This window comes from Dietzia massiliensis, from assembly GCF_018390595.1.
Classification (GTDB): Bacteria; Actinomycetota; Actinomycetes; order Mycobacteriales; family Mycobacteriaceae; genus Dietzia; species Dietzia massiliensis.
This window is the reverse complement of record NZ_JAHBAV010000093.1, coordinates 1-6,156: the sequence shown is the minus strand read 5'-3', so window position 1 is coordinate 6,156 and position 6,156 is coordinate 1. Positions and strand designations below refer to the sequence as shown.

Here is a 6,156-nt window from a genome sequence, read left to right as displayed (position 1 = left end):
CGACGCCGAACGACTGCTCGAGGCCGGTCACGTCGTGGCGGGGGGGGCCCGGGGGGTCCAGGGGCCCGGCAAGCCGGTCGCCGGCCCGTACCGCCTGCCGCGCTTCGGCCGCGGCGGGGTCGGCGCCGCCCCGGCGGCCCGCCGGACGTCTACCAGGGCGCGCCCACGTCGATCACCGCGTTCATGGCCGCCGGCACCAAACTCGCCGCGTTCGGGGCGATCCTGCGCTTCTTCCACGTCGCCGTCCCTGGGCTGGAGGCCGATTGGGCACCGGTGCTGTGGGTGATCGCGGCGCTGACGATGATCGTCGGCACGGTCGTCGGCGTCACGCAGAACGACGTGAAGCGCCTGCTGGCGTACTCGTCCGTCGCGCACGCGGGGTTCCTGCTCACCGGGGTGCTCGGGCCGCCCGCCGCCGGGACGTCCGCCACGCTGTTCTACCTGGCCGCCTACGCCATCAGCACGGTCGGCGTGTTCGCCGTGGCGGGGCTCGTCCGCGACACCGACGGCGCCGAGATCACCGACCTGCGCGCCTGGGCCGGACTCGGTCGCCGTCAACCGCTGGTCGCGGGGGCGTTCGCCCTGCTGCTCCTGGCGCTTGCCGGTATCCCGCTGACGAGCGGGTTCATCGCCAAGTTCGCCGTGTTCTCCGCGGCGGTGGCCGGCGGCGCGGTGAGCCTGGTGGTGATCGGCGTGCTCACCAGCGCGATCGCGGCGTCGTTCTACATCCGGGTGATCGTGGTGATGTTCTTCCGCGACTCCGGCCCGCTCGACGGCGCAGGCACCGGCGCGGGCACAGGCGCGGCGGGCACCGGCGCGGCGGGCGGCACCGGCGAGGTGGCGTTCGCCGCCAGGCCGCTCACACTCGCCGTGGTGGCGGCCGCGGCGATCGTGACGGTCCTGCTGGGGGTCATGCCGCAGCCGCTGCTCGACCTCGCCGAGGCGGCCGCCGTGTTCGCCGGGTAGGCCGCGTCGCGTCCGGCCCCCGGCGCCGCCGACGCCGGCCCCTACTCCCCCAGGCCGAGCGGGGTCGCGTCGAACTCACCGGACAGCGCCGAGATCGACCGCGCCAGCCGCAGGTCTCGCCGGGTGACGCCGTCCACGTCGTGGCTGCGCAGGTCGAGGGTGACCTCGTCGTAGCTCCACAGCAGGTCGGGGTGGTGGTTCTGCGAGTTGGCGGCCTGGCCGATGGCGGCGACCAGGTCGATCGCGGCCTGCGGCGACTCGCACACGGCGGTGTAGGTCAGCGATCCCTCGGACAGGGCCCAGCCGGGCAGGTCGGCGAGGCCCTCGGCGATCTGCTCCTCGGTGAGGCGGGTCTGATCGTCGGCGTCGGGGCGGGCGTTGTCGGCGTCTGCGCTCATGCCTCCAGTCTGGCACCTCGCCGCGCGGCGGACGTTCCTGGCGCGCGGCCCCGCCCCTCCACGACCACCCCACCTACCCTGTTGACGTGGAAACCCCCGCGAGCCTCCTCCCGCCCGGCGCCGGCCGCTACGCACCGAGTCCGTCCGGCGACCTGCACCTGGGCAACCTGCGCACGGCGGTGGCGGCGTGGGTGTTGGCGCGGGATTCGGGGCGGTCGTTCCGGATGCGGGTCGACGACCTCGACGCCGCGCGCTCCCGGCCCGGGGTGGCGGAGCGGCAGCTGGCGGACCTGGCGGCTGTCGGCCTCGACTGGGACGGCGAGGTCATGTGGCAGTCCGCGCGCTCGCACGCCTACGCCGCGGCCGCCGACCAGCTGGCCGACCAGAGCCTGGTCTACGAGTGCTACTGCTCGCGCAGGGAGATCGCCGAGGCCCCGCGCGCGCCGCACTCCCCGCCCGGCGCCTATCCCGGGACGTGCCGGGACCTGCCGGAGGCCGAGCGTGAGCGTCGCCGCGCGGCGCTCGGTCCGGGCCGGGTGCCGGCGCTGCGACTGCGCGCGACAGTCGACGAGTTGACGATCACCGACCTCGTCCACGGCTCGTACACGGGGATCGTCGACGATGTCGTGCTGCGCCGCGGCGACGGCGTGTGGGCGTACAACCTGGCGGTGGTGGTCGACGACGCCGAGCAGGGCGTGGACCAGGTCGTCCGCGGCGAGGACCTGCTCTCCTCGACGCCCCGCCAGGCGCATCTCGCGGATCTGCTCGGCCTCCCGCATCCGCAGTACGTCCACGTGCCGCTCGCGGTGAACGCCGCCGGCGAGCGGCTAGCGAAGCGGGACGGCGCGGTGACCCTGGCCGACCTGGCGCAGGAGGGGACGACGACGAGGACCGCGATCGCCCGGATCGTGGCCTCGCTCGGCGGGCCGGAGGGCGCGGACTCGATCGAGGCGTTGCGTGGGGTGGTCACGGCAGAGTCCCTGCGATCCGGTCCCTGGGTGGTGGCCTGACCCCGCGGGCCGGATTCGTCGCGGGCGCGCGTCTGCCCGGATAATCGTCGCTCGTGACCACTTCATTGCAGCCCCCCGAGCCCCGGGACCCGCGCGGGACCGGGCTATCCGAAGGGACTGGGCGGCCGGACGGGATCACTCCCGAGCCGGCGCGCAGCACCCAGACTCCCGACCGCACCCAGACCCCCGGCCCCGCCCGCGCGGCGTTCGCCACCGTCGGCAGCCCCTACTTCGGCTATCTCATCGCCCTGTTCGTCGGCGTGATGCTCATCAGCAACGTGACCGGCACCAAGGGCGTCCTCCTCTTCCCCGACCTGTCGTTCCAGCTCGGGTTCCTGTCCGTCGACGGGCTCGTGACCGACGGCGCCTTCCTGCTCTTTCCGCTGGCCTACGTGCTCGGCGACGTGATCAGCGAGGTGTACGGCTTCCGCGCGATGCGGCAGGTCGTGCTGTCGGGGTTCGCGGTCCTCGCCCTGGCCGCGTTGAGTTTCACGGCCACCGTGCACCTGCCCGCCGCGCCGTTCTACGAGAACCAGGACGCGTTCGAGGCGGTCGCCGGGCTCGTCCCGCAGTTCTTCCTCGCGGGACTCGCCGGGTACGTGGTGGGCGAGCTGCTCAACTCGTACGTCCTCGTGTGGATGAAGCGGCGCACCGGCGAGCGCAGTCTGTGGGCGAGGCTGCTGGGCTCGACCGTGGTCGGCCAGCTCGCCGACACGATGGTCTTCTGCACGATCGCCGCCCCAGCACTGGGCATGGCGCTCTGGTCGGGTGACTACTGGAACTACGTCGTCATCGGGTTCGTCTGGAAGACCCTCGTCGAGGCGGTGCTCCTGCCCGTGACGTACCTAGTCATCGCGTGGGTCAAGAAGCGCGAGCCCAGCTACCAGGCCGCACTATCGGGGTCGGCCCTGTCACAATCGGCGGCATGACCCCGCCCGACCTCCCGACCGACGAGAACCCGCCCCACGGCAGCCCGCCCGCCGTGACGGTCCTCGGCGCGACCGTCGACGACCAGACCCGCTGCGTCCACTATCGAAGCCCGCTGGACATCGTCGCGATCCGTTTTCACTGCTGCGGCGAGTTCTACCCGTGTTTCCGCTGCCACGCCGAGGCCGTCGACCACCCGGTCACGGCGTGGCCGGCGGATCGGTTCGACACCCGCGCGATCCTGTGCGGGGTGTGCCGGTCGACGCTCTCCATCAGCGACTACCTGGAGGCCGACTCCTGCCCGTCGTGCACGTCACCGTTCAACCCGGGCTGCTCCCTGCACCACTCGATCTACTTCGAGTGAGGCGCCCCGTCGGCCTCGTTCATCGCCGTGATGACTGTGCACAGCACACCGAGCTCCCGCCGCGTGAGGTCCTCCCGCCGGGCGACGTCGGCGCCGCGGCCGAGGTCGAGCGCGCGTTCCGCCGTCTCCGGGTCGGGAAGAGTCCTGACCGCATCGGCCAGGACCCCCGCCACGTCGCGGGGAATCCCGAGCATCACCGCGTCGGACACGATCGTCTCGACGATGTCCCTGTAGACCGCACCCTCCCGGGCGTCGAGCAGCGGAACCACGCGGGCGACGTCGTCGTAGAGCTGGTCGAGGTGGCCGTCGTCGTCCGGGTGTTGCTGATCCAGAGACGCGGTCTCGGCGACGTTGCAGAGGAAGTCGAACAGCATCTGATCGGCCGTGAAGGGACCAGGCCAGAGCCGAAGGTGCTCGTCGAACGGTAGGGAGGCGGCGCGTGAGATCAGCGTCGCGGCCCGCTGCTCGTCCCCGTCGACCATTCTGTTCAACGCTTTGTCCAGCAGGTTGAACGCCGCGTCCATCGCCGCTTCGCTGACCTCCGCCAGCGCCCCGGTCTTGACGTCCGGATGAAGTCCGTACGGCGTTCGTCGTGCCAGGTCCTCGTCGAGCGTCAGCCTACGGTCGTCCGTCATGCGTCCAGTCTCCCATCCGCGGCGGCTCGGCGTCCGGGTCATCGCCCCGCGTAGTACCGCCCCAGGAACTGCTCCTTGTACGCCACGTACTCGTCGGGTCCTGCCGCCATGGCCGCGCGCACCTCGTCGACGAGTCGCACAACAAAGGCGAGGTTGTGCAGGGTCAACAGGGTGGAGCCGAGGAACTCCTTGGCCTTGAACAGGTGGTGCAGGTACGCGCGGCTGTACTCGCGCGAGACCTCGGACGGCCCCTCCGGATCCAGCGGGGTGTGGTCGTGCCGGAACTGCGCGCGGGTGATGTTGACCCGCCCGTCGAGCGTGTAGATCCCGCCGTGGCGCGCGAGCCGGGTGGGCGCCACGCAGTCGAACGTGTCGGCGCCGTTCTCCACGGCGGTGAAGATGTCGTCGGGCTCGCTGATGCCCAGCAGGTGCCGCGGCCGGTCCTCGGGCAGCTCCTCGGTGCACCAACCCACGATGGTGCCGAGGTTCTCCTTCTCCAGCGCGCCGCCGATGCCGTATCCGCCGAACCCGCGCCGCCCCTGCTCTTCGGCGCGCTCGCTCATCTCCACGAGCCCGCGCACGGCCTGGCGCCGCAGGTCCTCGAACTGCGCGCCCTGGACCACTCCCCACAGCGACTGCCCCGGCCGGTGCGTCCGCTCGGTGGACAGCCGCTCGTGCTCGTCGAGGCAGCGCTGCGCCCACCGGCGGGTCCGCTCCACCGAGTTCTCCTGGTACCGGCGGGTGTTCATCAGGGTGGTGAGTTCGTCGAAGGCGAAGATGATGTCGGCCCCCAGCGAGTGCTGGATCCGCATGGACACCTCGGGCGAGAAGCGGTGCCGCGACCCGTCGAGGTGGGAGGTGAAGGTGACGCCGTCCTCGTCGACCTTCGCGAGGCGTCCCTGCCCCTTGTTGGTCGCCGAGTCGTCGGGGGCGGCCTTGGTGCCCGCGCTCATCTCGATGACCTTCTTGAACCCGACGCCCAGGCTCATCACCTGGAACCCGCCGGAGTCGGTGTAGGTGGGCCCGTCCCAGCGCATGAACTCAGCCACACCGCCGGCGGCGTCGACGATCTCGTGCCCGGGCTGCAGGTACAGGTGGTAGGCGTTGGCCAGCACCGCCTGCGCGCCGGTCGAGCGGACCTGCTCGGGTGTGAGCGTCTTGACCGTCGCCTTGGTGCCGACCGGGATGAACGCCGGGGTGGCGATGTCGCCGTGGGGCGTGTGGATGACGCCGGTGCGTCCGCCGGCGGTGCCGTCGAGAACCATCCGCTCCCCCACGTCGAAGGTGGTGGGGCGGGTGTCGGGCGTGGCGCTGTCGGGCATCACTCCATCGTGGCATGTCGGTCCGTGATCGTGGACGTGACCCTAAGATGGGCCTGTGCGTCGGCCGGGGGGACGTGGGTGTCGGCGCCGGGGGGACGTGGGTGTCGGCGCCGGGGGGCGCGACGCGCGCGTCGATGAGTACGACGACGAGGTGTGCCATGACCGCAACAGGAGGACGACGGCTCTCCAAGCAGGAACGCCGTTCGCAACTGGTCGTGTTGGGAATCCGGCTGCTGGAGACGGTGCCTTTCCATGCCCTGTCCCTGGATGACGTGGCGGAGCGGGCCGGTGTGTCCCGCAGCCTGCTGTTCCATTACTTCCCCACCAAGCTGGACTACCTCACCTCTGTCGTCCGGGCGGCGGCCGATCACGTCCTGTCGCTGACGGAGGTCCCGGAGGGCACCAGCGCGGAGGACTGCACCCGCGCGATCGTCACGGCGCTGGTCCGTTACATCCAGCGTCGGCGCGACAACTACGTGGCGGTCCTGCGCTCGGGCCGGGCGGTGGACCCCGCGTTGGAGCAGGTCGTCGACG

Annotated in this window: 7 protein-coding genes and 1 pseudogene; 5 read left to right on the top strand and 3 right to left on the bottom strand. The window is 71.8% G+C overall.

What is annotated here, in order from left to right:
• Positions 1-141 precede the first annotated feature (141 nt).
• Positions 142-966, top strand: a pseudogene (locus tag KHA85_RS15830) (NADH-quinone oxidoreductase subunit N); the annotation flags it as partial.
• 41 nt (positions 967-1,007) lie between these two features.
• Here KHA85_RS15830 and KHA85_RS15825 read toward each other — a convergent pair.
• Positions 1,008-1,364, bottom strand: coding sequence for a 4a-hydroxytetrahydrobiopterin dehydratase (locus KHA85_RS15825; RefSeq protein WP_007627805.1), 357 nt, complete (start codon positions 1,362-1,364; stop codon positions 1,008-1,010).
• An 86-nt stretch (positions 1,365-1,450) separates the two neighbouring features.
• Between KHA85_RS15825 and gluQRS the strand changes: the two genes are divergently transcribed.
• From gluQRS to KHA85_RS15810, 3 genes are all read left to right on the top strand, one after another.
• Positions 1,451-2,374 carry a tRNA glutamyl-Q(34) synthetase GluQRS gene (gene gluQRS, locus KHA85_RS15820; RefSeq protein WP_213186546.1) on the top strand — a complete coding sequence of 308 codons (924 nt, stop codon included), beginning with the start codon at positions 1,451-1,453 and terminating at the stop codon, positions 2,372-2,374.
• Positions 2,375-2,508: 134 nt separating this feature from the next.
• Entirely contained in the window at positions 2,509-3,303 is a 795-nt protein-coding gene (locus tag KHA85_RS15815) for a queuosine precursor transporter (protein WP_438802064.1), read from the top strand.
• Positions 3,300-3,665: a CHY zinc finger protein gene (locus KHA85_RS15810; protein WP_213186544.1), complete on the top strand. Its 366-nt coding sequence runs from the start codon at positions 3,300-3,302 to the stop codon at positions 3,663-3,665. Before KHA85_RS15815 ends, KHA85_RS15810 begins: the two co-directional genes overlap by 4 nt.
• On the opposite strand, the gene KHA85_RS15805 is transcribed toward KHA85_RS15810, so the two are convergent.
• Both KHA85_RS15805 and tgt read right to left on the bottom strand, forming a co-directional pair.
• Positions 3,653-4,300 (bottom strand): hypothetical protein, encoded by a 648-nt coding sequence (locus tag KHA85_RS15805; RefSeq protein WP_213186543.1) that lies wholly within the window; start codon positions 4,298-4,300, stop codon positions 3,653-3,655. The genes KHA85_RS15810 and KHA85_RS15805 overlap by 13 nt on opposite strands.
• Positions 4,301-4,338: 38 nt before the next feature.
• A complete protein-coding gene (gene tgt, locus KHA85_RS15800; RefSeq protein ID WP_213186542.1) occupies positions 4,339-5,622 on the bottom strand; it encodes a tRNA guanosine(34) transglycosylase Tgt in 1,284 nt (427 codons plus the stop codon).
• Positions 5,623-5,780: 158 nt separating this feature from the next.
• Between tgt and KHA85_RS15795 the strand changes: the two genes are divergently transcribed.
• A partial coding sequence (locus KHA85_RS15795) for a TetR/AcrR family transcriptional regulator (protein ID WP_213186541.1) occupies positions 5,781-6,156 on the top strand: 376 nt, incomplete at its 3' end.

Coding starts and splice junctions, on each gene's coding strand:
- KHA85_RS15825 (WP_007627805.1), bottom strand. CDS start 1,364: ATGAGCGCAGACGCCGACAACGCCCGCCCCGACGCCGACGATCAGACC.
- KHA85_RS15810 (WP_213186544.1), top strand. CDS start 3,300: ATGACCCCGCCCGACCTCCCGACCGACGAGAACCCGCCCCACGGCAGC.
- KHA85_RS15805 (WP_213186543.1), bottom strand. CDS start 4,300: ATGACGGACGACCGTAGGCTGACGCTCGACGAGGACCTGGCACGACGA.
- tgt (WP_213186542.1), bottom strand. CDS start 5,622: ATGCCCGACAGCGCCACGCCCGACACCCGCCCCACCACCTTCGACGTG.